The organism is Vreelandella sp. 2A-K22 (assembly GCF_054065485.1).
This window is the reverse complement of sequence record NZ_JBSUGC010000001.1, coordinates 475,059-500,286: the sequence shown is the minus strand read 5'-3', so window position 1 is coordinate 500,286 and position 25,228 is coordinate 475,059. Positions and strand designations below refer to the sequence as shown.

Here is a 25,228-nt window from a genome sequence, read left to right as displayed (position 1 = left end):
CTTCAAACTAACGCAATTTGTACTTATTCATACTTGGGATGTTCAGCGCACCGCCTCTAACCAAACCAGCCCTTCCGACGTCGACGTCTTGGGCTTGTATTCGCAGCCAACCCAGCCGTCGTAACCTAGGTGGTCAAGCTGTGAGAACAGAAAAGGGTAGTTGATCTCACCGGTACCCGGCTCATGACGGCCCGGGTTATCCGCCAGTTGCACATGCGCGATACAGCCCAGATGCTTTTCTATCGTGGGCGCTAGATCCCCCTCCATGATCTGCATGTGGTAGATGTCGTATTGCAGCTTCAGATTGTCACTACCGACCTCGTCGAACAGCGCCAGAGCCTGCTCGGTGCGGTTGAGGAAAAAGCCTGGGATATCACGAGTGTTGATCGGCTCCGCCAACAGTAAAATGCCAACCGACTCGAGCTTTTCAGCGGCATAGCGCAGATTTTCAATCAGCGTGCTGCGTGCCTCGTCATCACTTACACCTTGAGGCTTAATGCCCGCCAGGCAGTTCACCTGTTTGCACCCCAAAGCAGTGGCATATTCGATGGCACGATCAACGCCGATCCGGAATTCTTCCACCCGATCCGGGTGACAAGCGATGCCGCGTTCACCCGCTGCCCAATCGCCCGCAGGCAAATTGTGCAATACCTGGGTAAGGCCGTTGGCTAATAAACGCTCTTTGATTTCCGCCGCCGTGTAATCGTAGGGAAATAGGTATTCAACCCCCTCGAACCCAGCCTCGGCGGCGGCCTGAAAACGATCGAGGAAGTCTACTTCGGTGAACATCATGCTGAGATTCGCGGCAAATTTGGGCATGCAAGTCTCCTTGTTTTTATCCTAGTGATAATAATTGCCCTGGTGCCGAACCTCGGTGGTCACCAGGGCCAAGCTTAGGTCAAACTGGCGATGGAGCTAGGCGCATCCGTCAAGTTTTCAGCCAGTTCCTCGAATTCATTGACGCCATCAAGGTCGGTACCCATTGAGATATTGGTGATGCGCTCAAGAATGATCTCAACGACTACAGGTACGCGATGTTCACGCATCAGTTCGCGGGCCTTTTCAAATGCCGGAGCGATATCCTCAGGCTTTAGTACGCGCAGCGCTTTACAACCCAGGCCTTCGGCAACAGCAATATGGTCTACACCGTATTCAGCTAATTCAGCCTCTTCGTCGGTGTAGTTAATGTTTTTGAAAGAGAGCTGCACGCAGTAATCCATGTCGAAGCCGCGCTGGGCCTGACGAATCAACCCGAGATAGGAGTTGTTCACCAGCACATGAATATAGGGCAAGTTGAATTGCGCCCCGACCGCCAGCTCTTCGACCATGAACTGGAAATCGTAGTCACCGGAAAGTGCCACCACTTCAGCTTCAGGATCAGCACGGCAAACGCCCAACGCCGCTGGAATGGTCCAGCCTAGCGGCCCCGCCTGGCCACAGTTGATCCAGTGACGCGGCTTGTAAACGTGCAGGAACTGAGCGCCCGCAATCTGGGACAGACCGATGGTGCTGATATAGCGGGCATTCTTGCCGAACACCTTGTTCATTTCTTCATAAACACGCTGGGGTTTGACCGGCACGTTATCGAAGTGCGTCTTGCGCAACAGCGTGCGTTTGCGCTCCTGGCACTCCGCGGCCCAGGCACTGCGATCCTTGAGCTTGCCCTTCGCCTTCATTTCCCGAGCCACATCAAGGAAAAGTGCCAATGCCAGCTTGGCATCAGAAACGATGCCGTAATCAGGGCCGAAGATACGCCCGATCTGCGTCGGCTCGATGTCGACGTGAACAAACTTACGGTCTTTGGTATATGTTTCGACGTTACCGGTGTGGCGATTGGCCCAACGGTTGCCGATGCCCATCACGAAATCCGAGGCAAGCATGGTTGCGTTGCCGTATCGATGAGATGTCTGCAAGCCCACCATGCCCGCCATCAGCGGGTGATCGTCGGGAATCGTACCCCAGCCCATCAGCGTCGGAATGACCGGCACGCCGGTAAGTTCGGCAAACTCGACAAGTTGTTCTGCGGCATCTGCATTGATGATCCCGCCCCCCGCGACCAACAGCGGCTTTTCGGACTCGTTGAGCATGGTCAACGCTTTTTCAATCTGGGCACGCGAAGCAGACGGCTTATAGGCCGGAAGTGATTCGTAGGTATCCGGATCAAACTCGATTTCGCTCATCTGAACGTCGATCGGCAGATCGATCAACACCGGGCCGGGGCGGCTTGAGCGCATGAGTTGAAAGGCTTTCTGGAAGGCCCGCGGCACTTGGGCCGGTTCCATCACGGTAATCGCCCATTTTGTGACCGGCCCGGCAATGGTCTGAATATCCACGGCCTGGAAGTCTTCCTTGTGCAACTTGGCCCGTGGCGCTTGACCAGTGATGCACAGAATCGGTATGGAGTCGGCGCTGGCGGAATACAGCCCGGTGATCATGTCGGTGCCGGCGGGACCAGAAGTACCGATACATACCCCGATGTTCCCCGCTTTGGTTCGGGTATAACCCTCGGCCATGTGCGACGCCCCTTCAACATGGCGTGCCAGAATGTGATCGACTCCACCCACCTTACGCATGGCAGCGTAAAAAGGATTGATTGCGGCCCCCGGCAACCCAAAGGCAACGTCGATACCCTCTTTCTTCAGAACGTGAATGGCGGCTTCCGCAGCTGTCATTTTAGCCATTACAATTTCTCCTCAACAATTGAATACAATTGCTGTATTCATTTTCGATTTGTTCTTGTATTCAAAAATAGGCGCCTACTCGATGAGTGTCAATTTTTTATGGAAAATATTTCCATAAAAAATTTAACTCCGAAATATTTCCTTAATAAACAGAAGGTTATTAAAATAAAAGCTACAGAAAAATGCACATAGTGCGGAGGTGGAATCGTAGAACCAAGGAGGGAAATTCAGGCACAACTAATAGACCAACAGCCTTGGCTGTTAGCCTATAAAAACCTTAAGAGATAGCAGATGACATTCGAGAAAATTTAGCGCCAAAGGCATTCCAACTGGCTAATAAAGCTATTGATCAGAGTGTATACGTCATCGCCATCACCCTCGGCTTCAACTCGTGCCAGGTAACGCCTCAGCGTGCCCCCACGCAACCCAGTTTCATATGGCGATTAACGTCTTTGTAGAGCAGATAGCGGAACGGCCCTGGGCCGCCGGCATAACAGGCCTGCGGGCAGAACGCGCGCAACCACATAAAGTCGCCAGCCTCGACTTCAACCCAACTCTGATTCAAGTGATAAACAGCCTTACCTTCGAGCACGTAAAGCCCGTGCTCCATGACATGGGTTTCATCGAAAGGGATGACGGCTCCAGGTTGCAGAGTGACGATATTGACATGCATGTCATGGCGGACGTCATCCGGTTCGACGAAGCGTGTAGTCACCCATTTTTCATCGGTACCCGGCATGGCCGATGGTTCAATTGCGTTTTCGTTAGTGACGAAAGGCGCAGGTGCTTTAATGCCTTCAACATATTCGTAAGCCTTGCGCACCCAATGAAAACGAACCGGCTCGTCAGCCCTGTTATGCGCCTGCCAGCTAATACCTGGGGGTAAAAAAGCATAGCCGCCGGGCTGCATAAGGTGTGTTTCACCCGCCAGGGTGAGAGTCAGTTCGCCTTCAACGATGAACAGCACCCCCTCGGCTGCCGGATCTAGTTCCGGCTTTTCGCTGCCACCGCCTGGAGATACTTCCATAATGTATTGTGAAAACGTTTCGGCAAAGCCAGACAGTGGACGAGACAATACCCATAAGCGGGTTTTATCCCAAAACGGTAAATTACTGGTCACAATGTCACGCATGACCCCTTTAGGTATCACTGCATAGGCTTCGGTAAACACGGCGCGATCCGACAGCAGTTGTGTCTGTGCTGGCAACCCTCCCTTGGGGGCATAATAGTTACGCTTGGCCATCATCTTTCCTTTATTGTGGTCATTTTATCGTTTGGTTTTTTTATATATAAAAGGGATCAAGAAATTTATCCGTAACCCAACATAGCGGAAATGGTTGCGGCAGCTTCAGCCACGCAGCTCTGTAAACGATCACGCTTTTCGGCAGGGACTTCATGTACGGGCACCATAATGCTGATAACGCCTTCCATAGAGCCATCATGGTTATAGAGGGGATAGACAACAGAAGAGATACCAAAGTGATAATAGGAGTCCGCAATAACATATCCACGCTGCCGGTCTTCCTGCACTAAATCCCAGAGAACATCTCGGTTGGCTGGAGCACCCGGTTCCTTATCTAAAAGGTAATCTGGTGGATAAAGAGTTTCGAATTCCTCTCGTGATAGATCGGTTAGCAGCATTCGTCCCAAAGAAGTGCAATGCAACGGTAAGCGGGTTCCAACACTCACACGGCGAATAGTAGCGTTCGATGCCCCAACTCTCGCCACATAGACGGCATCACGACCATCTCGAATAGCGATATGGCTTGAACAACCGGTTTGCTCACACAAAGACTCAATAACCGGCTGTCCAATCTGTACGACATCCAGCGAAGCGACGTACTCAAAGCCTAGGCGCAATACATTGACCCCCAGGGAATATAAACCGGTGACGGGGTGATGGCGTAGAAACCCCATGTGCTCCAAGGTCTGAACCGCTCGATGCGAAGTTGCTTGTGGATAACCCACTCGCTTAACAAGCTCGGAAAAGCTCATCTCTCGGTGATGACGATTGAGCTCCATTAAGATCATTAGCCCTCGTTCAAGCGCGGGTATCAGATGTTTTTTGTTATCCTTGTCACTCATGGCTCGTTCACTCGCTTCAGGGTTATCGCTTTTAGGCGAACAAAAAAAAGGGACCTTAGTAGATAAGAAATTACTAATAAATATTTCTTTAGACCTGCATCGATAAGCTCAGTAGGCGGGATGGTGCTTTACCCAATGCCGGGCGATATCCACGCGCCGACTGACCCAGACACGGTCATGCGCTTCAATATGATCAAGAAAACGCTGGAGTGCGATAAAACGGCCAGGGCGTCCTATCAGGCGGCAATGCAAGCCGATAGAGAGCATTTTTGGCACTTCTGCTCCCTCCGCGTATAACACATCAAAAGCATCACGCAGATAGCTAAAGAAATGATCAGCGGTATTAAAACCCTGTGGCGAGGCAAAGCGCATATCATTAGAGTCCAGTGTATAAGGCACTACTAGATGAGAGTGCGTATGGCCCTGGCTGTCCTTCTCGCGTGTCCAGAACGGTAAGTCATCACCGTAGTAGTCGCTGTCGTACAAAAAACCGCCTTGATCCAATATCAGACGACGCGTATTGGGGCTGTCACGGCCGGTATACCAACCCAGCGGCTGCGCGCCGTAAAGGTTCTGAAACACTTCGATAGCACGCTCCATGTGCTGGCGTTCCAGCGCTTCTGGCACTTCCTGATAATTGATCCAACGATAGCCGTGACACGCAATTTCATGACCCAACTCCTGAAAGGCATGAGCCACCTCGGGGTTACGCTCCAGCGCCATGGCCACACCGAAAATGGTCAGCGGCAAACCACGTCGTTCGAATTCACGCAAGATTCGCCATACCCCTGCCCGGGAGCCATACTCATAAATGGATTCCATGCTCAGGTGGCGATTGGAAAAAGCAGGCGCACCGACTATCTCGGAAAGGAACTGCTCGGAACCGGTATCGCCGTGTAGTACCGAGTTCTCTGCACCCTCTTCATAGTTCAGCACGAATTGCACAGCAATTTTCGCCTTGCCAGGCCAATTGGCCTGAGGGGGATTACAGCCATAGCCGACCAAGTCACGAGGATAATTGGGCGAATGCATGATGCAAGTTCCTTGTTATAAAACAGCGATCTAATGAGTGTTTAAAAACAATAAAAATGTACATAGCGAAAGATACAGCCCACCATAAGGCAGGCTTTAAATAGCACTGACGTTAAATACGTACGAATTATTTAGACGCTTACTCTTCCCACTCCTCAATCAATGCACGTTCTTCCTCCGTCATATTCGTCATATTGCCAAGCGGCATATAGCTGCTCGCTACTACTCGCTTAATGCTCTCTTGTTGTTTAATGATTTGCTCGATTTCGTCATATGCAAAACCAGCAGGAGGAGCAGAAAAGCCTGGCTGTGTCGGCGTTTGTGAGTGGCAAGCGACACAACGTTGCTCTATGACGGCACCGATCTCGGTGATATCTGACCCCTTTTCTGCTGCCTGAGCACCAGATTGACTCGAGCTTTGCGCAGGCATAGCCACCCAAAAAGCTATTAAGAGAAGAGCAACACCAGCAATGGGATAAATTGGCTGAATTTTACCCGCATGCATTAAGACAAAGTATTGACGAATCAATGCACCCGCAAAGATAAAGAGTGTCATCAGCACCCATGCATGCTCATGAGTGTAAGCAAAGGAGTAATGATTGCTGATCATCAACAATACGACGGGCAGGGTGAAATAGGTGTTATGAACCGAGCGCTGCTTACCACGCTTACCATCAAGCGGATTGGGTGTTGCGCCAGCCTTCATCGCCTTTACCATGCGACGCTGACCAGGAATAATCCAAAAGAACACATTCGCCGACATCGCAGTAGCCATCACAGCCCCTGTTAACAGGAAAGCCGCGCGCCCCGAAAACATTTGAGTACTCAAGTAGGCAACTACGATCATCATGACCGCTACGCCGATACTCAAGAGACCATCACGCTCCATGTTCGGGCTGATACGCTTACACATCTCGTTATAAACAACCCACCCTAGTAGCAGGAAGGCCAGCGCCAGGATATTAGCTTCCCAACCAGCAAGGTTAGCCGCCCACTCCCAGTTACTGTTGGGGTTCACCAAGTAGAAGCTTGGGTTAACCATATACAAAATGATGAACAGGGCAAAACCGGACAGCCATGTGGTGTAAGACTTCCAGAACGACCAGTGCAGATCATCCGGTAGTTTTTCTGGACTCGTTGCATATTTCTGGTTGTGATAGAAACCACCACCATGTACAGCCCACATTTCACCAAACACCCCTTTTTGGCGGCAGTTTTCGTCTTTAGGTGTTTTGAGGCCGTTGTCCAGCATCACAAAATAGATGGATTCGCCTATCCAAGCGATGGCCGCGATGACATGCAGCCAGCGCAGCATAAAGTTTCCAAATTCAAGTAAATAGGCTTCCATTAGGGGAACCTCGCCTCATTTGATTATTGTTGGGTGGCTAACTACAAAACGTACATTGACGCTCAAAATGGATGTTCAGCTGCCGCGATAAGTCGAATAGGCATATGGCGTTAGCAATAACGGCACATGATAGTGCTGCGCCGCATCATTAACCCCGAAACGGAGTGGTATGATGTCCAAAAAGCTCGGCTCTGGCGCTTTTAAGCCTTGGCGCATCAAGTAGTCACCTGCATGGAACACCATTTCATAATTGCCCTTTACTAATTCACTTCCTTCAAGTATTGGAGCATCACAACGACCATCGTCATTGGTCTTAACTATTTTAAGAAGCTGGCGTAGCCCCCCATCTAAACGGAATACCTCTATTTTAATTCCTTCACCAGGGCAGCCTTGGGCTGTATCCAAAACATGTGTTGTCAGTTTTCCCATCACCTCTCTCCTCTGATTTTCCGCGAATCCTGTGCCGCTAGCTCATCATTGGCAACGCAGTATTAGCACAGTCTAAAAAGCGTTCATGTGGTTATAGTCAACATTTTTAGCTCTTTAATGGACACATTTCAAATATTTTCTGTATACATTTTTGGAATATTTTGATGACCAACGTCAGCGAATGCGACTTTAGTAGGCATTCCTTAAGGGAATTTATCTTTAGAAAGATCGGCTACAGCAGGTAGATGTAAAACAGGCAATACAAATGTAAGTAATTGTTATTTAATAAATTTAATTAAATTCCTGTTAGAAGAAACTGGGCATACCAGTATTATTTTCTAGGTATAGTTATCCGGAAAAAACGCACATTGCTGATATGGGGTTGAAGGATGGCTGCAAAATTATTTATTTTCTGATTTATTTTTGTGTACAGTATGATCAAATCAGATAAACAAAAAATTAATAGCACTGAATACAATAACAATGGAGACTCATCTATGAATGATGCATTAGCCTCTTCCGAAGATCGGAAACGCGTGAGCGAAAAGAACACCTCTCTGTTTGATTTCTATGGAAAACCGCGGTTTTCAAAGGCTTTGCCTCTATCTCTTCAGCATCTATTGGCCATGATCGCTGGCGTCATCACTCCGCCTATTATCGTTGCCGGTGTTGTCGGGGCGAGCATAGAAGAAAAACTCCTGCTTATTCAGATTGCCGTGCTGGCATCAGGGGTATGTACTGTTTTCCACCTTTACGGTGTTTGGAAATTTGGCGCCCGCTTGCCCGCCATCTTTGGCGTAGGCTTTGCCTATGTACCAACCCTGGTCGCAGTAGGAGCTCAGTATGGTATTGAAGGGATTCTTGGCGCCCAGTTAATCGGCGGTATGACCATGGTGATAGTGGGCTATTTCATCCAGTATATCCGCCACCTCTTTCCGCCTGTTGTCGCAGGCACAGTGGTATTGGTCATTGGCTTATCACTTTACGATATTGCTATTCGTTACATGGCGGGCAGTGGCAACGTAAACGCACCCAATTTTGGCGATCCGATTAATTGGGTCGTGGCGGTGGTAACGCTACTCACAGTATTGATTGCCGCTCAGTTCGGTAAAGGCGTGGTGAAGCTTTCCGCAATCATTGTTGGCATCGTCGTGGGTTACTTGCTCTCGCTCGCCCTTGGCATGGTCAATTTCGATAGCGTGTCCAATGCTTCCTGGGTGGCCATACCCAAGGTAATGCCTTTCGAGATGGAATTTCACGCGGCCGCTATCGCCTCTATGGTCGTTATCTGCATCATCAATTCCGTACAAACTATCGGCGATTTGTCCGCAACAACCGTCGGCGGCATGAATCGCGAGCTGAAGACTCGCGAGTTGACGGGAGGTTTACTGGGCAATGGCCTGACTACCACCCTGAGCTCTTTCTTCGGTGCATTACCTACCTCCACCTTCAGCCAGAACGTAGGCATTGTGGCGATGACCAAGGTTATTAGCCGTTATGTTCTGGCGCTGGCGGGCATCATGATGATTCTGGCCGGCCTTAGCCCAAAGTTTGGGGCAATCATGACCACCATTCCTTATCCCGTATTGGGTGGAGCAACCATTACCGTATTCGGCATGATCACCATGACGGGGATTCAGCTGTTGGTAAAAGATGAAATGTCCGCTCGAAATATGACGATCGTGGGGCTCGCTTTAGCATTGAGCCTAGGGATCGCTTCTGTCCCCTCAGCCATTGAGCAGTTTCCGACGGTGTTGAGAGACCTGATTGGTGGTGCGCCTCTTGTAGTTGCTGCGATAACAGCCTTCACGCTTAACATAGCCTTACCTAACAAATCACTAACCGACGAGGAAAAAGAGCGAGAGGCGATCGCCAAAGCAGATGCTGAGGCGGCCAAGGCCGACAGCGACAAATGAAGCCAGAAAATCTCACAAAACAGCACCCACTCTAATTAAACAGTTTTATGTACACCTAATTAGAAGCCATTTGGCCACCATTAAATAGAACTGCTGCGTGCGCTGGCAGTTCTATTTTGTGGTTAAGGTGCATGGCTCTATAGGTTAACTTGGGAATATAAATGCGTATATTAGATAATATGACTTTAAGGATGAGCTGGACGCTGGTTCTACTCTCATTCTTACTTATGCTTCTTGTGCTCAGTGGCACAGGGCTTTATGCCGTCAATCACAGCCAACAAAGCATCGAGCAGCTCACTAATGTCAATGTTAACCAGCAGGCTAGTCTCAACCGAACTAATTCTACGCTACAAGCCACACGCCTTAGCATGGCGCGCCTTTATGAGGAATTGATTGAGCCACAAACAACGCTTACCAATGAAGAGAGGCAGCAGCGAGCTAATGAGCTGCATAGCTCACTTAATAGTACCCAAGACGTGTTTTCGAATTTTATCTCACTGCCCGCCGACGCAGCCCATGAGGCGATCATCTCGCCTATCGTAACAAGCTTTGACACCATGATAGATGTACACCTTTTGCCGCAAGTAGCTGCATTGTATGAAGGCGATACAGTTACTTACCGCGAACAGCGTGACGCCGCTTACCAGGCTTATGCAGCTTTCTATCAAGATGCGATTGGTTTTTTTCATCAAGTAGAAAAAGAAGGTAACAACCGGCTGACCAATTTTGACTCTGTCATCAGCCTTTCCACTATTACCATCATCACCGTCTTCATTATAGCGCTCATGGTTACCGTGATTGTTTACTGGGGCGTAGGTGCTAATTTAATACGGCCTTTGCACCGCATTACCGAGCATTTCAAGAGCATGGCGGAAGGCGACCTTTCAAGAGAAGTGGAAACCCGCGGTCGAAATGAAATCGGCGTGCTTTTCACCTCTCTGCGTCATATGCAGCAAAGCTTACTCGGAACTGTTATGACGGTTAGAGAAAGCAGTAGCGAAGTATTTACCAGCGCCCAAGAGATCGCCAAAGGTAATCAGGATCTCTCGGCGCGTACGGAACGACAGTCAGCCTCGTTAACCGAAACCGCGTCAAGCATCGAAGAAATGACCTCAACAATGGAGCGCAACAGCGAAAACACTATCCAAGCAAGACAAGTAGCTCGTGAAGCGGCGAACACTGCGGATCAAGGCGGTAGTGTGGTTATGGAGGTCATTAGCCATATGCACAACATCCGCGAAAGCTCACAGAAAATCACCGACATCATCAAACTGATTGACTCCATTGCTTTCCAAACCAATATTCTCGCCCTCAATGCTTCAGTAGAAGCGGCACGTGCTGGAGAGCATGGCCGCGGCTTTGCGGTAGTGGCCAGTGAAGTACGCCAGCTCGCTACCCGCAGCGCTAGCGCTTCAACGGATATTCGAAAGCTGATTGAAACATCGGTCAATATGGTAGAAGCCGGCACGCATCAAGCGGATAAAGCAGGCGAAACCATGGCGCGAATCATGGCATCGGTGATCCAGGTCACCACGTTAATGGACGAGATATCCGTAGCAACCGAAGAGCAACGCGCGGGTATTCGAGAAGTTAATATCGCAGCTAACGATATGGAGCAAACGACTCAACAAAATGCCGCGATGGTCGAACAAGCCAGTACGGCCGCCATCGAGCTTCAGCATGAGGCCGAACGCCTCAACTCCATCGTCGCCCGGTTTAAGCTGAATGAATCAACACCGCAGCTAACGGCGCAAGCGGTCAATACCCACTAACGATACACAGTAGTGCCTTACTAAAAGCACCCTACCGTTAAAGCAAAGCCACGGGAACGAGCACGTGGCTTTATTAAAAATAAACATCTGGAGCAAGACAGTATGATCCTGGGTCTTACATTGCTATATGTGGGCGCTGTTTTGTTTATAAATGGTATCTGGCTGCTGGGAAAAATCAGCAACCAAGAAGTCTCAATCATCAACGTCCTGGTTGGGTTGCTCAGCTTTATTATAGCCATGCACTTAATTTTCAAAGACCCTAACAACACGGTTGAGATTAGCGCAGGGGCTTTTACGCTCTTATTTTCAATAACCTATCTTTGGGTAGGTGCCAATCAGTGGCTAAAATCTGATGGCAAAGGATTAGGTTGGTTCTGTCTTTTTGTAAGCATCACCGCCGCGGTTATTGGTGTGCACTCAATCGCTGGCTACACGACAAGTTTCAAATTATGGAATACGGTTAACTGGTTTTCATGGTCTCTTTTATGGCTTAGTTTCTTCTACCTATTAGCGCTAGCGAAGCCTATTCAGCGGTACGTTGCAACTTATACCATTTTTTGCGCGATCTTTACCGGCTGGATTCCAGGCGTCATGATTTTACTAGGAGGAATTAGCACTTAAGGCAACAAAGTCTTCGCTGCCTTTCAAAGCGGCAGGCCCACCGACGATTAGTTCACTCGTCAATAAGCTGCATTAACATCAATATGAAGCACGAAGAAAGTCAGGACTTATAAATAAATCTACGCCTATTCTCCCATCTACTAAAAAGCCACAGAAAAGTGCTAACGAAAAGAGATAAAAACAATGAAAGCCAAAAGGCAAAGTTTGAAGGCAAGAACTCTACACTTGCACTCAACACAGCACTAAACGCTACCAAGCTGAGCATTCCAAGCTGCGTATTGGCTAACGTAACACGCGCTACTTCAACGCCATATCGCTGATGAAGCGTCAGAGCAATCATTAACATGCCGATGGGGAAACTCAGCACCATCCCCGAGACAGCAGGATCGACATTCACCAACAGAATTGTCGCCAAGCAGACAACACCGCCCGCTAACACACCGCGAACGAGCAAGTCTCCCCAACGTACGGGCTCCGAAACGGCTTTGGAAGAGAGCCCCATTGAATTAATGTAAGCTCGCGAAAACAGTAACGTTACCCCAAAAAATGCCAGTGCTAAGAAAACACCTCCTGGTAGCTGATTCGCTATTGCTGCTGCAAACAGCCAAATGAGTGCAGAGCAAGCAACACTCGCAAAAGCCCCTAATCGTTTAGCAAGCAGCACGTAGCTAAGACAGAATATCAACGTCGCTAACATAGCATGCAAAGAGCCCAGTGCCGCATCAGCGACGAATGAGTCGGATTGCTCGCGAATCATGAAAAAGTAGCCTGGGCCCAGCACTATTGGCGTACCTGCCAAAACACCTCCGATCTTAGGGCCCAGGCGAACGGCTGCAATTGACACGCAGACCACCACTAACGTGGTGGAAAGCCACTTTACAAGAATAAGGCTTAGCATAAGTCTATTTTCAGCCCACTACATTACGTCGCCACTGTTAGGCCCGAGCGTTTGCCCAAGGTAAAGATCGCCATCGGGAGAGGCAGCGAGCATAAGAGCCGTGGGCGCCACTTCTTCTGCTGTTCCAAACCGACCGAGAGGAAGTTCGGCTTCTTTATTGGCCACCCACTCTTTACTAAGCCCTTCTAGCATCGGCGTTAGAATAGGGCCTGGGGCGATGGCGTTGGTAAGAATCCCATAAGGCGCTAACTCTCTCGCCATCGATTTAGTAAGCCCCAATAGCCCCGCCTTCGCTGAGCAGTAGTGTGCTAGGCCCACGCCTCCCTTGAGTGCTAGCTGGGAGGAAATATTGATAATCCGACCGCTTTTTTGTTTAACCATTTCCGCTGCAACATAGCGCCCCACTAAAAAAGCGCCGCGCAGGTTAATGCTGATCATGCGATCGAACTTCTCAGCAGACATTTCCAAAAAAGGCGTTTCATCCAGGATACCCGCGCAATTGACCAGCACATCGATAGTCTGGTGATGACTTATCACCTCATCAACCATCGACTGTACAGAAGCTTCATCAGCGACATCGACACCATGATGAGTAGCACTGTCACCAAGTAATACTGCTATTTCTTCACATGCCTCAAGATTGAGATCAGCCAAAGCAACGGTGGCCCCTTCCGCATGAAAACACTCCGCAATAGCCCGGCCGATACCGCTAGCGCCACCCACGACAAGAGCAACTTGTCCCTGAAGTTTTTTAGACATAAGGATCACCCAGCTTATTAAATAAAAGAAGCGAGGATGTTTCCTCGCTTCATAGGCAAACGATTAGCTCGGCCAACGAACGGTCAAGCCGCCATCGACCACCAGTTGCTGGCCTGTTACGTAGGCTGCATCGTCACTGCTCAGAAAACGCGCAGTACGGGCGGCTTCCTCGGCATCCCCCACCCGCCCTAATGGAATCGATTTCCCAGCCGCCGCTAAGCCGTCTGGCCCCAGTGAATTAAAGGGATCAAGCGACTGAGGCGTCTCGATCAATCCTGGAATCAGGGTATTAACACGAATGCCGCGAGGGGCAAGCTCAACTGCCAGAGACTTTACTAAGCCTACTAAGCCACTTTTGGCTGCCGCATAATGGGCGTGGTTATCCCACCCATACACGCCACCGGCGATAGAGGAGATAGCCACCATCGCGCCGCCCTCCTGCATTAACTTGGAAGCGCTACGGAACACTCTCATTACACCCGTTAAGTCTACTGACAGCATGTCGTCCCATGCTTGATCGGTAAGCTCTCCTAAGGGTGCCTGGCGCAGAATGCCTGCACCGGCAACAACGATGTGTAGAGCACCAAAGGTGTCGATGGCCGTCTGGGCAAAGTGATCGCATTGACTAGCATCTCTAACATCTAATGCAACCGCTACACACTCTCCACCAATGGCTTTTACGGCGGAAACCGTTTCCTCGACATCGTGGGGGTCGTTCGGGTAGTAACCTGCCACTACCTTAACGCCAGCTTTGGCATAGCTGACGGCAAGGGCTTGGCCAATGCCGCTAGCGGCACCTGAGATGATGGCCACCTTGCCTGCCAAACCATCGTCGCGCGCTAATACGCTCATGCCACAGCCTCCTCTATAGGATCATTTTCGAGGTGATCCACATGGCGCGTACCGAACATCAATAAGCCGCTGAGAACCAATGGCAAAGAGCCCGCCAAAATCGCTGCCCAGGTCATACTGACGCCAATCGTCAGCAGTATGGAGACCAAGCCTGAACCAATAATGGCGCCTACCGGGGCCATTACGTGGGCCACGTTAGTCCCCGTACCGCGAACGTGGGCGGGGAAAGATTCGCCCATATAGAACAGAATTGCCGCAAAAGGGCCAAGCAGGAAAAACAGCGTGACGGCGTACATCATGTAGATAAAGCTGTCATTGGCCGGGCCAAGCAACATAATGATGCTGGCTATACCCCCCAGCAGGAACCCCATCAGTACGGTGTTGCGGCGGCCGATACGATCTCCGACCAAGCCATGGCTCAGGTAGCCGACAAAGCCAACCGCGTTGGCCAGGATCAACACGTAAAGAGAGTTTTCAAAACTCACCCCCTTCGCTTCCACTAGCACTGTCGTGCCCAGCACAGCGAAGACCTGAATAGCCATCCAACTGAACAACCAAACCAATGATAGAGAGATAGTATGGCGACGTAATTCCGGCGCAAAAACTCCCTTCAGCCCCAAGTTACTACCTGTATCGACTTCAAGATCTTGCTCTGCAGCCAGCTTAGCGGCTCCTTCAGCATCTCCTGACTTACGACGACGTTCGACTTCCTTAATCGCAGCAAATACTGGCGATTCAGGAAGTCTGACGGCCATCACGATGACAATGATGGAGGCACAGGCGGCCACAAAGAAGCTGCCACGCCAGCCCACCACAGGTAACAGCAGTGACGTCATCCCCGCAGCCAGCAGCGCACCTACCGGCCAACCACTCTGAACCAGGCTATACATAAAGCCACGTCCCTTGGCCTTCTTGTAGATCTCATTAAGGTAGACGGCATTCACCACCTCCTCAGAAACTGCAAAGCCAGAAAAGGCGCGGATGATCACCATTGAAGCAGCACCAATGGCGACCCCCGACAGGCCAGAACTGACGGCACCGCCAATCACCAACATGATTAACGTCTTCTTGCGCCCATAGCGGTCAATCAGAAAGCCGACGACCAATGAAACAAGAAATACCCCTATCGTGGCGTAAGTATTAATCGCGGTCGCCTTGGCAGCACTCCAGCCAAAGTCTTCGGCAATCACGGGCAGTAAGGTTCCAAACAGGGTGTAGTCGTAGACCGACGCCACCCAGGCAATGAAACAAACCAGCGAGGCATAGCCGATCTGTTTTTTGGTGATGACAGCATTCCAGGGCTCATCAGCGTGCTGACTTGCCTCGGAAGTCGTAATTGGATTTGGCTCAGCCATCGACTTCACCCTCTTTTCAATTGTCGTTTTGTATTATTAACAATGCTTATCGGCATTAGCTGCGCGGGCTGCGCTTAGCGAAGTCATCAGCGATCTCATCGAAGGTACAGAAGCGCACACCCTCATGGCTCTGCATATGTTCAATCAGACGCTCAAGCATCATCAGCACTTGAGGGCGGCCCGAAACATCAGGGTGAATGGTCATGGTAAACACCGCGTAGTCGTTCTCGCGGTAGACCCAATCAAACTGGTCTTGCCACATTTCACCCAAGTGGCGTGGGCTAACAAAACCATGACTGTTAGGCGACTTTTTGATGAACATCATCGGTGGGAGGTCATCGAGATACCAGTTGGCAGGAATCTCGATCAAATCGGTTTCCTCGCCGCGAACCAGCGGTTTCATCCATTCCTTTGCAGGCTTGGAGTAATCAATCTTTGTCCAGGAGTCGCCGACGCGTACGTAATAGGGGTGGAAATCATTGTGCATTAAGCTGTGGTCATACTTAATGCCACGCTCAAGTAAAAGCTCATTGGTGACCGGGCTAAACTCCCACCACGGGGCCACATAGCCTGTTGGGCGCTTGCCGGATAGCTTGGTGACCAGCTCGATGTTGTAGTCGAGCACGTCCCGCTCTTGCTCTCGCGTCATGGCGATCGGGTTTTCGTGGCTATAGCCATGAACGCCAACCTCGTGACCAGCATCAACAACCGCTTTCATCTGCTCAGGAAAAGTCTCAATGCTGTGGCCGGGAATGAACCAGGTCGTCTTTAGATTGTAGCGCTCAAATAGTTTAAGCAGGCGCGGCGCCCCTACTTCACCAGCAAACAAACCCCGGGAAATATCGTCGGGCGAATCCTCACCACCATACGACCCCAGCCAGCCAGCGACGGCATCAACATCAACACCAAATGCGCAGAGAATCTCTTTTTTAGCCATTTTGAACACCTCGTTATTAATACTTGGTCATGGTGTGCTTGCAGCAGGCGAATGATCACTGTCACCAAACGCCATAAATTGAAGATTGGACACAACAGTCATTTTTGTCAATGAAGTATTATCGACACCCAAAAATGCTCAATGCATGGTTTCAAACCGCACCAAAAAGGCAAAAAATCGCTAAAAAGCCCGAAAACAAGACTATAATCTCGATAAATTCATGAATTTTGACAGCAAAAACCTAGACTGCATGGTGCAGCACATTTTTGAAGGAGGGCTGTAAACTATGGAAACGCCCCAAAATTGGGCATTTTTTGACTTTTAAATCCAGGTTACGTTTCAGAAGAGAACCCAAAGCGCTAGAAACTGCCCTTATCGCAAGTATCTAGCGCTTCAACAGGACAACAGGGGCGTTCAAAGAGAGCGGCTCAAGAAATTTTGAGCAGATAAGGCGGGAGGTCTGGCTCAGGAAAAACGGACAATACCTTTAACCGGCGCCGGGTACGCTCCGCGGCAGCCTGGAGATGCGCTTGCAAACTTGAAGCGGCAGCATCGAAAGCACCAAACAATAGATGATCAAGAACCAACTGATGCTCCCTCAAAAGGGGCTCGTTCGGGGGCACACCGACCGTTTGAAAAAACATACGGTTTACGATGACCGGCAGCTGGCTCTGAGCAATCATCTCGCAAGCCTTGCGGTTTCGGTAATGACGCAGGCATCGCTGATGCAAATCTTGCTCAAGGCGTGTGATCGACTCCGCACTCTGTAGTTCAGGATGGTCAATCAAGCGCTGAGTGTTTGCTTTCATCGCCTCTAGTTCAGCTTTATCCAGCAGAGGGCCTGAAGCCCTAAGAGCAGCCGGTTCAAGCAGAGCACGAATTTCGAAATCTTCAGCCACTGCCTGGGCAGTAAGAGGCCCCGCCAACCAGTGCGAGTAATTATCTTTTTCTACCAACCTTTGGTTACGAAGGCGTCCCAGCACTTGCCTGGCGACAGTACGACTGACGCCATAATATTCACTAAGCGTCGTCTCAACGATGCGAAAATGACCAAAGGCTAAGCATGTGGCAACAGCCTCTTCCACCTCGGCGTATATGCGGTCAGAAATCGGACGAGCATCGATCTGGGACTTATAATCAGAGGCGAGACCCAACATCTCCGGCGTCAGCGTCTGACGCTCCGGCGTGACCGTTTCAGGCTCTGAGGTTGCCAAAAAACCGCGCCCCTCAAAGCGACTGATCAACCCCTCCTGATGCAACAGCTCAAGCGCCTTGCGCACTGGCCCGCGACTGGTTCCATACATTCTCGCCAGCGGCCCCTCAAGCAGCACCAGGCTGGGCGGCAAACGCTGAGACAGAATGGCATCACGTAACGATTCTTGAATCTTGGCATAGCGTGGAGCTTGCCCTTCTTGAATGCTGTTAGAACTCTCGTCAATGGTCAGAACCACATCCTCCACAAACTTACCCTTCCCTAGTGATTACCAAGCCTGCTTACCTATCGCCATCAAAGCAACGGTACATTCAAATTGTTATATCCTAACACCTCCCTCCCTGCCTTTTGAGCCGAGCAAAACCGGCAACAGCCTGCCAAACACCCTCAAACTGATACTCACCAAGATTTCGTGTAATTTTTTCTATGCAAAACAAAATATTAGATTATTTAACGCCAGTCTGCGCCGTAGAATTACAGCACACCACTTGCCAGATAATGTTTTTTGTATCCATACTACATTTTATAACTTTAAAAATGATCACGCCATTGTCACCAAAACTGACTACCAATAATTCAGAGGAACAATGCAATGGGACTTACAAAAGATACCAACGAACCAGCAACGTCGGCTGGATCAGACAATAGCCACAAGAACTTGCTGGAAGCCTCCATTTTGCCGGTCTGGCTGAATCAGCGAACGATTGGTTTCTTTGGCTTTATATGGTTATGGATCGGCATGGCCGTCATCATTGCCACCTTCCAACTCGGCGCGGGTGGTGTAGCTGGCCTACCATTGATCCAGGTCGTGGCCATCATCTTCTTTGCCAACCTTGTGCTTGGCATCGTCATGAGTCTTACCGCTGATATTGGTACAGAACACGGCCTCTCTTTTGCCGTCTACTTACGTGCTCCCTTTGGGCTCAAGGGCACGCATCTACCTGCGGTCTCCAGGGGCGTGGTCGCCGCCATCTGGTTCGGTGTACAAACGTACCTCGGCGCCCTGGCCCTTAACGGCATTGTGGAGTACCTATGGGGGTTTGATAATTGGATATTGTGGTACGTGCTTTTCGCGGTAGTGCAGATCGTAAACACCGCTCTCGGCATTCGTGCAGTAGAATTACTCGCCTCTATCGCCGCCCCCTGCATCGTCGCCATCTCAGTTTGGATGTACTTCACGCTCAACGTGTTAGCTGAGACCAACGGCATTAATATCTGGACGTTTGTTGGCGATCAACAAGTAGTGCCTTTGGCGCTGTTCTTCGCCAACATGGCTTTTTGGTCAGCACTAGCGGTGGATATTCCCAACTTGACCCGCTTCCTACGCACACCTGGAGGACAACGCAGCTTCTTCGCCCGCAATCGCAACGTCTTCGTCGCACAGTTTCTGGCCTTACCTGCGACCCAGGCCTGGGTTGCGTTGATTGGTGGCGTATCCTTTATCGCTGCAGGTGACTGGAACCCTGTCACCGTCATTCAAGGTCAGGGAGGAGGCTTCACCATGGTGGCACTATTAGCCATGGTGATATTGGCTCAGTGGTCTACCAATAATGCTGCCAACTTGATTCCGGCCGCCCTTACCTTCGTCAATGCCGGTGCACCTCGCATTAGCTATCCTGTCGCCCTGGTCATCGCCGGTGTCATCGGCACCGCTTCCATGCCTTGGCTGATTCTGAACAATTTGTTTACCTTCCTTAGCTACTATGGCGCGGTACTCTCCGCTGTCGGCGGCATTATGGTGGCGGATTACTATATTTTGCGGCACCGTCGTCTTAATGTGCCCGCCTTGTACGATCCTGCCGGCCAATTCCGTTTTTTCAATGGCTTCAATCCAGCTGGCATTATCGCTTGGCTGGCGGGCGGGGCCATGGCGCTCATATTCCTAGAGTACGCCTATGCCGTTGGCTTCATCACCGCGTTGGTGGTGTACGTGCTACTGATGAAAACCTGGATCCTGCGTCGCTACCCTCAAGAAGAGCTAGAGAGCAACTTTGATGATCGTTTTCTGGCGACATCAGTAGGTCTTAATTGGGTCTACACCGAGCAGAAACGCTTCGAGCGCCTGACAACCGACGACATCCCGACCTCTGCGCTTAAGCGTGAAGATCGCTAAGCTGGTAATAATCATCGCTACAGCACCAGTCGACCAACTCGGGGAACCTTTTTATGGTCTCTTACCCAAGCACTGCCCTTGCCATTGGCGAAGCCATCCAGCATGGCAAGCTCGATCCAGTCATGCTCACGCGCCAATGCCTGGCGGCGGCTAAAGACAGTGACTCAGTGTTTATATCGCTCACTCCAGAACGCGCCATGTTCGAGGCCGAGGCCGCCGCTCAGCGCCAAGCGCACGGCGCTTCGCTAGGGCCGCTCGATGGTGTCCCAATCGCCTGGAAGGATCTGTTCAATATTGCTGGGGCAGTGACGACGGCTGGCAGCCGAGTGCTCGTTGAAAAGCCCGCCACGTACGATGCCACGGCGGTTCGCCATGCAACAGCGGCTGGCATGGTATGCCTGGGCAAGACCAATCTGACCGAACTGGCCTACTCAGGCCTTGGGCTGAACCCGCACTATGGCACGCCTCACCATACGCCGGGCAAGGGAGAACCGAGGGTGCCCGGCGGCTCCAGCTCTGGCTCAGCAGTAGCCGTCGCCAAAGGTATCGTCCCTGCAGCGATAGGCACCGATACAGCGGGATCGCTGCGTGTACCCGCCGCTTTTAATGGTCTGGCATCCTATCGCCCATCCCAAGCTCGCCATAGTCGGCAAGGCGTCACTCCCCTAGCCCATAGCCTGGACACTATCGGTGTAATAGCGACGTCCCTGGAAGACTGCCTGGCCATCGACGATGTCATGCGAGGAGAAGAGGTTACAACGCGGGAGGGTGCTGACCCCGAACGCACGGTAATCGTGCTGGATACCGCCTATCTGGACGACGAGCGTATCGAAGAAGCCGTGCGGCAAAACCTGGAACGCAGCGCCAAGCAGCTTATTAATGCTGGCTTTCACCTGGTCAGACGAAAGCTTGCCAGCGTGAGCGACACTCTGCAGCTCATTCAACATCACGGCTGGCTGGGCGCCGCAGAAGCTTACACCGAGTACCGTGAGCTGTTGGAAAGTGACGCTGCAGAAGCTATGGATCCAAGGGTTCGACAGCGATTATTAAGTGCGCAGAAGATGGCTCCGGACAGTATAGTGACGCTTTATCGCCAGCGCCGGTCACTTCAAGCGCAGCTGCGCCATGAACTCGCCGGGGCGACGCTACTCTCACCCACGGTTGCTCACACGGCACCCCTCCTTGCCCCTTTGGAAGATAACCCAGAGCGTTTCGCTGAAGTGAATCTCGCCACGTTGCGGCTGAGCATGGTGGCAAGCCTGCTTGACTCCCCCGCTATCGCACTGCCCAGCGGTGTTGATGAGAACCAGCAGCACACCAGCATCCAGCTAACGGCGCCTTGCGGAGAAGATGAGGCACTCATAAGAGTAGCGCTTGCCGCCAGCGATCACTTGGGCTTCCCGGCTGCCCCCCAATAGGCCCGTTGCCACTCTGAATCAACTGTTAAAGGAGCTGTTATGTGCGGATTATGCGGCGTATTCGGCGGAGAAAACCACTGGAGCACTCACATCGAAGACCCTGAGCAGGCCCATTACGAGCGTCGCCGTGCCAGGGCCTATCGGGCGGAACTGATCAACCGCGTACTCAAGCCGCATCGCCTCGTGCTCGAAGATTTTCAGGCGTCCAGCTTTGTGATTGCCAGCGCAACAGGCAAGCGAGAGATCGTGCAGGATCTAGGCGGCATTTGGCGCCAAGCCGAGCTGATGACCGGTCGCGATATCGACCCGTTGGATGCCAATTTTCTGGCATCGTTAAGCTAATGCTTAGATGTTTCTAGCTTGCCCCAGAGAGGAGCCGATCAATGAACGACAAGACGCCACTGCTACCGGTTCACGTGATATCCGGCTTTCTGGGCAGTGGCAAAACCACCTTGCTCAAATCGGTACTGGCCAGTGAAGACTTCGGCGACAGCGCCGTACTGATCAACGAATTTGGCGACGTGGGCCTAGACAACCGCCTGCTGGGAGAAATCGCCGAAGATGCCGTGCTGCTCTCCAGTGGCTGTGTCTGCTGCACCATTCGTGGCGAGCTGTCAGATGCGTTACGGCACCTGATGTCACAGCGACAGGACGGCAAAATTCCGCCCTTCAAGCGCATCATCCTGGAAACCACTGGCCTGGCCGACCCCGGCCCCATCGCCTCAACGATCACCGCTGATCCTGTACTGCGGCACCATCTGCGCCCAGGCACCAATCTCACTCTGGTCGACGCCCTCAACGCCACTGCCAGCCGCAAGCTCCAGCCGGTGTGGGAATCTCAGATTGCCGTCGCCGACAAACTCGTCATCAGTAAGGTCGACCTGGTCGATCAAGCCCAGCTTGATGAAGTTCAAAGCCTGATTGACTCCATCAACCCGGCAGCGCAGCAATTGGGGCAGGAAGCCTTAAAGCAGGCCAGTGATGAGCTATTCGGCAGTGGGCCGCATATTGACCACTACAGCTACTCAGAGGTAAAAACATGGCTTGGGCCCTGGCGTAAGCCGCCAACACCTGACGCGGCTGCTCATCTTGGAGATGTTCAGTCATTCCGCCTCTGCTTCGACGGCGAAGTGGACTGGACGTGCTTTGGCCTTTGGCTATCGATGTTGCTCAACCGCCATGGCAGTCACATCATGCGCGTCAAAGGCGTGCTGCATGTCAAAGGGGATACCCGCCCGGTGATCATACATGGCGTTCAGCACACCGTTCATCCACCCGAGCACGTAGACGCCTGGCCTAAAGACGACCGCATCTCGGAGCTGATTTTCATCACTCATGGCATCACCGCCAAGTGCGTGACAGACTCGCTGAATACCTTCATGAATGCCGTTAGCAACCACCCAAGCCCCAGGATATTCCATGCATGAAGCTGCATCACCCAAACCGCTAGCCATGCCCTATGTGCAGCGAGGCCCCGTTACCCTAAGGGTGCTCGGCACCTCGGTAACGCTGCTTGAAAGCATTCGCAAGCGTGCTCGGGAAGACTTGGGCCTTCGCCTAACCTTTGAGGTGCTCGATGGTGTTGCCGCACAGCAAGCGGGGGTATTAACCCCTGACAGCTTCGATATCTATGACCAATGGTTTCACAACGTGGACTTCGTGTGGCCCGCTAATGCGATTCAACCCATTCAGGTGGATCGCATTAAACACTGGGATATGATCAATGACCTCCCCAAGACAGGAAGGCTGACACCCCACGCGCCCCTGGGCGCAGGCAGTAACCCGGTCAACCTCCTCTATGTTCAACCCGATGGCAGCTACGGTTCTCGCCCAAGTGGGCATATCACCATGCTTCCTGTTAGCCACAATGTGGACAGCTTCGGTTATCGCACAGACATGCTCCCCAAAGGGCTGGATATCAACAAAGAGAGCTGGAGCTGGTTGTTGGACAAGCGCTGGAAAGGCATGGTCAGCCTGCAAAATGACAGCGCCATCGGCGCAATAGACGCCGCACTGGCAGCAAAAGCCGCAGGGCTGGTTGAGTTCGAAGACCTGGGTAATCTCAGCCTGGCAGAGATCGACAGCCTGATTGATTGCCTTATCAATCTTAAGCGTCAGCAACACTTCCGCGCCTTCTGGAGCAATCAGGATCAAGCCTCTTCAGATATGGTTCGCGGCCGGGTCGGCATCGAAAGCCTGTGGTCACCCGCCATGACTGACCTCAAAAAACGCAACATCCAGGTGCGCATGGCAGCGCCAACAGAGGGCTATCGCGCCTGGTACGGTGGCATGTCAATCTCACGCCATGTGAAGGGGCGCACGCTAGATGCGGCTTATGATTACCTCAACTGGTGGATCTCTGGATGGCCCGGCGCCGTCATGGCCCGCCAAGGCTATTACATTTCCACCCCTGAACTGACCCGCCCTCACCTATCCACCGCTGAGTGGGACTTTTGGTACGGCGGTAAGCCTGCCGCCAAGAGCCTTCCGGGCCCCGATGGCACTTCTGATCTGGTTCATCGAGGCGAAATCCGCGACGGCGGAGACTACCAGACAAGAATGAGCCGCATCGCGGTGTGGAATACCGTCATGGATGAGCATAACTATTTGGTAAGGCGCTGGAATGACTTTATGTCTGCTTAAGGCCGGTGCTTGATCTAGCATTTGGCCTGATCGAAAAATGGGATTAAGAGCGCAATCGCTTACTCGAAGGGGTTGCGTAACACCAGGGCAAAAACCAGCTCCCGAGCAAAGCGTTGAGCGGAAGGCAGCGCGCCAAAACTCCATACCGGTGGTAAGCGCAACAGAGTGGCGTTTTTAACGCTGGGTAAATGTTGCCATAAACCACTTTTCGCCAGCGTGTCTTCGACCCCAGCGGGCACCGGCTCGACAACGACTAGCGTGGCCTCAGGAAAGTCGTAGAGCGCTTCGATACCCACGAGTGAAAATCCCCAGGCGTTGGTGGGCCGATCCCAGGCATTGGTCAAATTGATTCGTTCAAGCACCGCATTATAGAGACTGTTGTCGCCAAAAACCCTGACATGGCGGGCATCCATGAATTGCACCATCAGTAGCGGCGGTGCATCGGGGCGCTGTTGGCTAAGCGTGTCCATCAACGCATGCGTTTCGTTGATTAGCTGCGCTGCCTGCAGCCGGTGGCCGGTCAACTCACCTAGCTGCCGGGTGAGTGTTTGTATCTCTTGCCAGGTATGAGTGCCGGGTGAATAGGGGGAGAACGACGTGACGGGGGCAATTCTCTCCAGACGCTCTGTCAAACTGGCGAACATCGGCGAAGTGAACGTTTGCGTCGGTGGCGATTGCGCCATGAGTTCGAGGTTGGGCTGTGATCGCAGGCCAAGATCTGCAACGCCGTCGGGGATCCTTGGCTCCCCTACCCACTCATGGTAGCCATTTTGTTGAGCGGTACCACTCAGCGGCGCCTCAATGGCCAGTAGCGTTTCAGCAATGGTCCAGTTGATAGTGGCCCACTGCGCGTGGGCACTCGAAAAGGGCAGCAAGCAAGCGGCCGTTAAACAGCAGCGAGCCAAGAAAGAGAGCATCGACCGGTGGCACATAGCAGCGAGAGCATCAGAAAAAAGGAATCACATTGAGACGTCAATGCGGATTTTTTGCAAGGCAGTACGGAAAAATGTCATCCGCATATGTTAATACATCTCATTTTGTTTATCATATAAAGCCATACCGGAAAGGTGACCATGGCACGACAGCCAAGCCTCCGCTTTCTTACATCGGTTTCATAAAAACGTGGCGGCTGGGCGCTGCTGTAAAAACGATAGGA

At 51.6% G+C, this 25,228-nt stretch carries 22 protein-coding genes; 8 read left to right on the top strand and 14 right to left on the bottom strand.

The genetic code is table 11. The annotated features are described in order from the left end of the window. Nucleotides 1–42: 42 nt before the first annotated feature. The 7 genes from hyi to uraH form a co-directional block, all read right to left on the bottom strand. Nucleotides 43–819 (bottom strand): hydroxypyruvate isomerase, encoded by a 777-nt coding sequence (gene hyi / locus ACW17M_RS02335; protein WP_457546851.1) that lies wholly within the window; start codon nt 817–819, stop codon nt 43–45. A gap of 74 nt (nt 820–893) precedes the next feature. Then, nucleotides 894–2,681 (bottom strand): glyoxylate carboligase, encoded by a 1,788-nt coding sequence (gene gcl / locus ACW17M_RS02330; protein ID WP_027957836.1) that lies wholly within the window; start codon nt 2,679–2,681, stop codon nt 894–896. Nucleotides 2,682–3,087: 406 nt separating this feature from the next. Continuing rightward, nucleotides 3,088–3,924, bottom strand: a complete 837-nt coding sequence (locus ACW17M_RS02325) for a bifunctional allantoicase/(S)-ureidoglycine aminohydrolase (protein WP_342585119.1) — start codon at nt 3,922–3,924, stop codon at nt 3,088–3,090. Between the two features lie 65 nt (nt 3,925–3,989). Continuing rightward, nucleotides 3,990–4,766: an IclR family transcriptional regulator gene (locus ACW17M_RS02320; RefSeq protein WP_041157476.1), complete on the bottom strand. Its 777-nt coding sequence runs from the start codon at nt 4,764–4,766 to the stop codon at nt 3,990–3,992. A 108-nt stretch (nt 4,767–4,874) separates the two neighbouring features. After that, entirely contained in the window at nt 4,875–5,798 is a 924-nt protein-coding gene (puuE, locus tag ACW17M_RS02315; protein ID WP_027957839.1) for an allantoinase PuuE, read from the bottom strand. A 139-nt stretch (nt 5,799–5,937) separates the two neighbouring features. Next, nucleotides 5,938–7,146: a urate hydroxylase PuuD gene (locus ACW17M_RS02310; protein ID WP_457546850.1), complete on the bottom strand. Its 1,209-nt coding sequence runs from the start codon at nt 7,144–7,146 to the stop codon at nt 5,938–5,940. A 75-nt stretch (nt 7,147–7,221) separates the two neighbouring features. Beyond that, the gene (gene uraH, locus ACW17M_RS02305; RefSeq protein WP_027957841.1) at nt 7,222–7,575 is read right to left on the bottom strand and encodes a hydroxyisourate hydrolase; all 354 of its coding nucleotides are present in this window, start codon (nt 7,573–7,575) and stop codon (nt 7,222–7,224) included. Nucleotides 7,576–8,072: 497 nt separating this feature from the next. Here uraH and ACW17M_RS02300 point away from each other — a divergent pair, with 497 nt between their 5' ends. The 3 genes from ACW17M_RS02300 (at nt 8,073) to ACW17M_RS02290 (ending at nt 11,884) form a co-directional block, all read left to right on the top strand. Beyond that, nucleotides 8,073–9,491, top strand: coding sequence for a uracil-xanthine permease family protein (locus tag ACW17M_RS02300; protein WP_457546849.1), 1,419 nt, complete (start codon nt 8,073–8,075; stop codon nt 9,489–9,491). Between the two features lie 161 nt (nt 9,492–9,652). After that, complete coding sequence (locus ACW17M_RS02295) at nt 9,653–11,263, top strand: methyl-accepting chemotaxis protein (protein WP_457546848.1); 1,611 nt, start codon at nt 9,653–9,655, stop codon at nt 11,261–11,263. 102 nt (nt 11,264–11,365) lie between these two features. After that, complete coding sequence (locus ACW17M_RS02290) at nt 11,366–11,884, top strand: AmiS/UreI family transporter (RefSeq protein WP_457546847.1); 519 nt, start codon at nt 11,366–11,368, stop codon at nt 11,882–11,884. A gap of 100 nt (nt 11,885–11,984) precedes the next feature. On the opposite strand, the gene ACW17M_RS02285 is transcribed toward ACW17M_RS02290, so the two are convergent. The 6 genes from ACW17M_RS02285 to ACW17M_RS02260 form a co-directional block, all read right to left on the bottom strand. Continuing rightward, a complete protein-coding gene (locus ACW17M_RS02285; RefSeq protein WP_457546846.1) occupies nt 11,985–12,728 on the bottom strand; it encodes a hypothetical protein in 744 nt (247 codons plus the stop codon). A gap of 72 nt (nt 12,729–12,800) precedes the next feature. After that, complete coding sequence (locus ACW17M_RS02280) at nt 12,801–13,541, bottom strand: SDR family NAD(P)-dependent oxidoreductase (protein WP_457546845.1); 741 nt, start codon at nt 13,539–13,541, stop codon at nt 12,801–12,803. A gap of 63 nt (nt 13,542–13,604) precedes the next feature. After that, on the bottom strand, nt 13,605–14,393 hold the full coding sequence (locus tag ACW17M_RS02275) for an SDR family NAD(P)-dependent oxidoreductase (protein WP_457546844.1): 789 nt from the start codon (nt 14,391–14,393) through the stop codon (nt 13,605–13,607). Then, nucleotides 14,390–15,748 carry an MFS transporter gene (locus tag ACW17M_RS02270; RefSeq protein ID WP_457546843.1) on the bottom strand — a complete coding sequence of 453 codons (1,359 nt, stop codon included), beginning with the start codon at nt 15,746–15,748 and terminating at the stop codon, nt 14,390–14,392. Before ACW17M_RS02270 ends, ACW17M_RS02275 begins: the two co-directional genes overlap by 4 nt. A 55-nt stretch (nt 15,749–15,803) precedes the next feature. After that, the gene (locus ACW17M_RS02265) at nt 15,804–16,685 is read right to left on the bottom strand and encodes a polysaccharide deacetylase family protein (protein WP_027957865.1); all 882 of its coding nucleotides are present in this window, start codon (nt 16,683–16,685) and stop codon (nt 15,804–15,806) included. Nucleotides 16,686–17,113: 428 nt separating this feature from the next. After that, nucleotides 17,114–18,145: a GntR family transcriptional regulator gene (locus ACW17M_RS02260; protein ID WP_457546842.1), complete on the bottom strand. Its 1,032-nt coding sequence runs from the start codon at nt 18,143–18,145 to the stop codon at nt 17,114–17,116. 345 nt (nt 18,146–18,490) lie between these two features. Here ACW17M_RS02260 and ACW17M_RS02255 point away from each other — a divergent pair, with 345 nt between their 5' ends. Genes ACW17M_RS02255 through ACW17M_RS02235 form a run of 5 tightly spaced genes read left to right on the top strand, consistent with a single transcriptional unit; the run spans nt 18,491 to nt 24,072 of the window. Next, a complete protein-coding gene (locus tag ACW17M_RS02255; protein ID WP_457546841.1) occupies nt 18,491–20,011 on the top strand; it encodes an NCS1 family transporter in 1,521 nt (506 codons plus the stop codon). A gap of 53 nt (nt 20,012–20,064) precedes the next feature. Beyond that, nucleotides 20,065–21,429 (top strand): amidase family protein, encoded by a 1,365-nt coding sequence (locus ACW17M_RS02250; protein WP_457546840.1) that lies wholly within the window; start codon nt 20,065–20,067, stop codon nt 21,427–21,429. A 39-nt stretch (nt 21,430–21,468) separates the two neighbouring features. Next, nucleotides 21,469–21,771 (top strand): hypothetical protein, encoded by a 303-nt coding sequence (locus ACW17M_RS02245; protein ID WP_035581522.1) that lies wholly within the window; start codon nt 21,469–21,471, stop codon nt 21,769–21,771. Between the two features lie 41 nt (nt 21,772–21,812). Continuing rightward, complete coding sequence (locus ACW17M_RS02240; protein ID WP_457546839.1) at nt 21,813–22,856, top strand: CobW family GTP-binding protein; 1,044 nt, start codon at nt 21,813–21,815, stop codon at nt 22,854–22,856. Then, nucleotides 22,849–24,072, top strand: a complete 1,224-nt coding sequence (locus tag ACW17M_RS02235) for an ABC transporter substrate-binding protein (RefSeq protein ID WP_457546838.1) — start codon at nt 22,849–22,851, stop codon at nt 24,070–24,072. Before ACW17M_RS02240 ends, ACW17M_RS02235 begins: the two co-directional genes overlap by 8 nt. 59 nt (nt 24,073–24,131) lie before the next feature. Here ACW17M_RS02235 and ACW17M_RS02230 read toward each other — a convergent pair whose 3' ends face one another. Then, complete coding sequence (locus ACW17M_RS02230) at nt 24,132–24,989, bottom strand: ABC transporter substrate-binding protein (RefSeq protein WP_457546837.1); 858 nt, start codon at nt 24,987–24,989, stop codon at nt 24,132–24,134. Nucleotides 24,990–25,228 lie beyond the last annotated feature (239 nt).

Bases quoted from the DNA above. Each gene is read 5' to 3' on its own strand.
- ACW17M_RS02325 (WP_342585119.1), bottom strand. From the start codon at position 3,924: ATGGCCAAGCGTAACTATTATGCCCCCAAGGGAGGGTTGCCAGCACAG.
- ACW17M_RS02310 (WP_457546850.1), bottom strand. From the start codon at position 7,146: ATGGAAGCCTATTTACTTGAATTTGGAAACTTTATGCTGCGCTGGCTG.
- ACW17M_RS02230 (WP_457546837.1), bottom strand. From the start codon at position 24,989: ATGCTCTCTTTCTTGGCTCGCTGCTGTTTAACGGCCGCTTGCTTGCTG.
- ACW17M_RS02280 (WP_457546845.1), bottom strand. From the start codon at position 13,541: ATGTCTAAAAAACTTCAGGGACAAGTTGCTCTTGTCGTGGGTGGCGCT.
- ACW17M_RS02300 (WP_457546849.1), top strand. From the start codon at position 8,073: ATGAATGATGCATTAGCCTCTTCCGAAGATCGGAAACGCGTGAGCGAA.
- gcl (WP_027957836.1), bottom strand. From the start codon at position 2,681: ATGGCTAAAATGACAGCTGCGGAAGCCGCCATTCACGTTCTGAAGAAA.
- puuE (WP_027957839.1), bottom strand. From the start codon at position 5,798: ATGCATTCGCCCAATTATCCTCGTGACTTGGTCGGCTATGGCTGTAAT.
- ACW17M_RS02320 (WP_041157476.1), bottom strand. From the start codon at position 4,766: ATGAGTGACAAGGATAACAAAAAACATCTGATACCCGCGCTTGAACGA.
- ACW17M_RS02295 (WP_457546848.1), top strand. From the start codon at position 9,653: ATGCGTATATTAGATAATATGACTTTAAGGATGAGCTGGACGCTGGTT.
- ACW17M_RS02290 (WP_457546847.1), top strand. From the start codon at position 11,366: ATGATCCTGGGTCTTACATTGCTATATGTGGGCGCTGTTTTGTTTATA.
- ACW17M_RS02245 (WP_035581522.1), top strand. From the start codon at position 21,469: ATGTGCGGATTATGCGGCGTATTCGGCGGAGAAAACCACTGGAGCACT.
- ACW17M_RS02255 (WP_457546841.1), top strand. From the start codon at position 18,491: ATGGGACTTACAAAAGATACCAACGAACCAGCAACGTCGGCTGGATCA.
- ACW17M_RS02240 (WP_457546839.1), top strand. From the start codon at position 21,813: ATGAACGACAAGACGCCACTGCTACCGGTTCACGTGATATCCGGCTTT.
- ACW17M_RS02275 (WP_457546844.1), bottom strand. From the start codon at position 14,393: ATGAGCGTATTAGCGCGCGACGATGGTTTGGCAGGCAAGGTGGCCATC.
- ACW17M_RS02270 (WP_457546843.1), bottom strand. From the start codon at position 15,748: ATGGCTGAGCCAAATCCAATTACGACTTCCGAGGCAAGTCAGCACGCT.
- hyi (WP_457546851.1), bottom strand. From the start codon at position 819: ATGCCCAAATTTGCCGCGAATCTCAGCATGATGTTCACCGAAGTAGAC.
- ACW17M_RS02250 (WP_457546840.1), top strand. From the start codon at position 20,065: ATGGTCTCTTACCCAAGCACTGCCCTTGCCATTGGCGAAGCCATCCAG.
- uraH (WP_027957841.1), bottom strand. From the start codon at position 7,575: ATGGGAAAACTGACAACACATGTTTTGGATACAGCCCAAGGCTGCCCT.
- ACW17M_RS02235 (WP_457546838.1), top strand. From the start codon at position 22,849: ATGCATGAAGCTGCATCACCCAAACCGCTAGCCATGCCCTATGTGCAG.
- ACW17M_RS02265 (WP_027957865.1), bottom strand. From the start codon at position 16,685: ATGGCTAAAAAAGAGATTCTCTGCGCATTTGGTGTTGATGTTGATGCC.